Below are 2619 nucleotides of genomic sequence, written 5' to 3'. Positions count from 1 at the left end.
GTCTGCCCCAGCACTGGCTCCAGCCCGACGTCGTCGAGGGCCTCGAACGGGTCGCCCGCACCGTTGCCGGCCGGGCCGGGGCCGCGATCCGGCCTACGGGTAGTTGGGTAGGTACGCCACCTGGTTGGCGGTGTTGACGGTGTTACCGGTGCCGTTGATCATCCGGTTGATGGTGCCGACGCCACCGAGGGAGACCGTCACCATGTTGGTGAACCGCACGTTCGGGTTGTTCGGCACCTCGTACGCCCGCTCGGCCACCACCGACGGGTTGACGTTGAAGTAGCAGTAGCTGCCGAGCCCCCACGCCTGGTGGCTGGTCACCGAGTCGGCCACCTTGTACGCGGCGTACCCCCGGGTCGAGCCGTTCATCCAGGCGGCCTGGTTCGGCGGGTCGTACGGCATTTCGTTCTGGTAGAAGTACGTCCGCCCGCCGTTGCCGTTCCAGATGGTCTGGTACTTCTGGTAGTGCTCGACGAACAGGCCGTACATGGTCACGTCGTCGCCGTTGACGATCAGCCCGGTGTCCGCGGTGTTGAGCGACCACCCGATGCCGTCGCCGTGGTCGGCGCGCCACAGCCACATGTGGTCGCCGATGACGTTGCGGCTGTTGACCACCAGGCTGGTGGTGGCCCGGCCGACGCCCGGTCCGCCGATGCGGAAGAAGACGTCGTGCAACGAGGTCGGGTTGGTGGCGTGGCTGGCCGCGGAGCCGGTCGGGCCGACCTCCATCAGCACCGGCGAGTTGGTGGTGCCGGCCTCGAACATGATGCCGGCGACCTTGACCCCGTCCACGTCGGCGACCCGCATCGCCACCGTGCCGTTGTCGGCCTGGATGGTGGCCAGGCCGAGGCCGAGGATCACCGTGTTGGCGCGGTTGACCTGGATCGGCTCGGTGATGCGGTGCACGCCGGGGGTGAACAGCAGGTTCTTGCCCTGGGCTAGGGCGTTGTTGATGGTGGCCGCCGTGGTGCCCGGCCGGACGATGAAGAAGTCGGCCAGCGAGATGGACGAGCCGGCCGGGGTCTTGTTGTACCAGCTGGTGCCGGTGGAGTTGGCGCGCAGCGCCGGCACGAAGACCCGGTACTCGCCGGTGCCGTCGACGTAGAGGAACGGCTTCTCCCGCACGACCGGGGTGGTCGGGATGACGGTGTGCGACGGGTTGGGGAAGTGCGGTGCCGGGGCGCCGGCCACCCCCTGGAACACCATGTTCCACACCGAACCGGTCCAGCCGTTGCCGAACTCGCTGTTGCGCGAGTACCACTGCTGCTGCGACCCCGAGACCACCAGGCCGTCGATGCGGGTGTCGGCCATCAGGCCGCCGCTGGACCAGCCGTCGCCGCCGTTCCAGAGCTGGATCTGGTTCTGCGCGCCGCGTAGGTGCATCCGGCGGTACGGCGCGGCCTGCGACACCGCCCACCGCTCCACCTGTACCCCGGCGGGCAGGGTCACCGACAGGTTCTCGGCGGCCCGCCAGAAGTTCTGGGTGGCGTTGCCGCCGAACCAGAACGCCTCGACCCGGACGTGCCCGTTGAGGTTGACGTCGTCGGGGGACATGCCGAGGCCGGCGACCTGGGTGAAGAAGCCGAGGTTGACGTCGGCGGTGTAGTTGCCCGGCTTGAACAGCACCGCGTAGCGCTGCGGGCCGAACTGGTTGGTCTCCTGCTGGCTGAAGATGGTGTTCAGCCGGCTCTGGATGGTGGCGGTCGGGGTGGACGGGTCGAAGACGTACGTGTTCGGGCCGAAGTTCGGGTTGCGTGGGTCGGTCGGCTCGACCGGGTCGCCCGGTCCACCGCCGCCGGTCTCGCCCCAGACCTGGAACTCCCACAGCGAGTAGCCGTACCCGGTGGCCCGCTGGGTGCCGTACATCCGTACGTAGCGGCCGGCGCCGCTGACGGTCGCCGTCTGGGTGCCGCCGGTGCCGTTGGTGGTGCTGTGGACGGTGGTCCAGGCATTTCCGTCGTCGGAGACCTGGATCTGGAAGGCGCGGGCGTAGGCCGCCTCCCAGACCAGGGTGACCTGGGTCAGGGTGGCTCGGGTGCCGAGGTCGACGCGGAGCCACTGCGGGTCGCTGAACGCGCTCGACCAGCGGGTGCCGGTGTTCCCGTCGACGGCCGCCGAGGCGGGGAAGGCGCCGCCCTCGGTGGAGGAGGCGGTGGCCGGCTTGCCCTGGGACAGCAGGGTCGGTGCGGCCTGCGCCGGCGCCGCGCCGACGGTCGGGAGGAGGGCGGCGACTAGGGTCACCGCGAGCCCGGCGAGCAGGCGCCGGGTGGTGGGTCGCCGGCGTGGCGTGGGTGGGGGTACGGGAGGTGTCATGACGTCTGCCTGTCGGTCGAGGGCTGCTGACGTCGGGCGCGACGGGGTTTCGGGACATGCTCACGGTGTCGTGCGGTGCCGCCGGGATGGCATCGCGGTTGCCGGAGCGCTTGCCCGAGAGTGTTGCGGTGACGTTGCAGCGCCGTCAAGACATCGATCTATAACTTTGTTATTTATCCAAAAAGTCGCTTTCCCCCTTGATGTGGTCATGTGGCACGCCGCAGGCCCGGGCTGGGCTGGGGCGGCGCGGTCCGAGGACGATCGACCATGACGGTGAGCAACCGACCCGCCCAGGGCGGCGACCAT

General features: G+C 69.5%; 1 protein-coding gene. It reads right to left on the bottom strand.

Annotation, left to right across the window (positions count from 1 at the left end):
- Nucleotides 1-93 precede the first annotated feature (93 nt).
- Nucleotides 94-2313 carry a discoidin domain-containing protein gene (locus AB0M52_RS33030; protein WP_363961772.1) on the bottom strand — a complete coding sequence of 740 codons (2220 nt, stop codon included), beginning with the start codon at nucleotides 2311-2313 and terminating at the stop codon, nucleotides 94-96.
- Nucleotides 2314-2619 lie beyond the last annotated feature (306 nt).

This window comes from Micromonospora sp. NPDC051296, assembly GCF_040682255.1.
Taxonomy (GTDB): Bacteria; Actinomycetota; Actinomycetes; order Mycobacteriales; family Micromonosporaceae; genus Micromonospora; species Micromonospora craterilacus.
The sequence above is the reverse complement of the archived record's forward strand: the minus strand, read 5'-3'. Positions and strand labels throughout refer to the sequence as shown.

What these genes read in the sequence shown, in the direction of transcription:
- AB0M52_RS33030 (WP_363961772.1), bottom strand. Translation starts at nt 2,313, where the DNA reads ATGACACCTCCCGTACCCCCACCCACGCCACGCCGGCGACCCACCACC.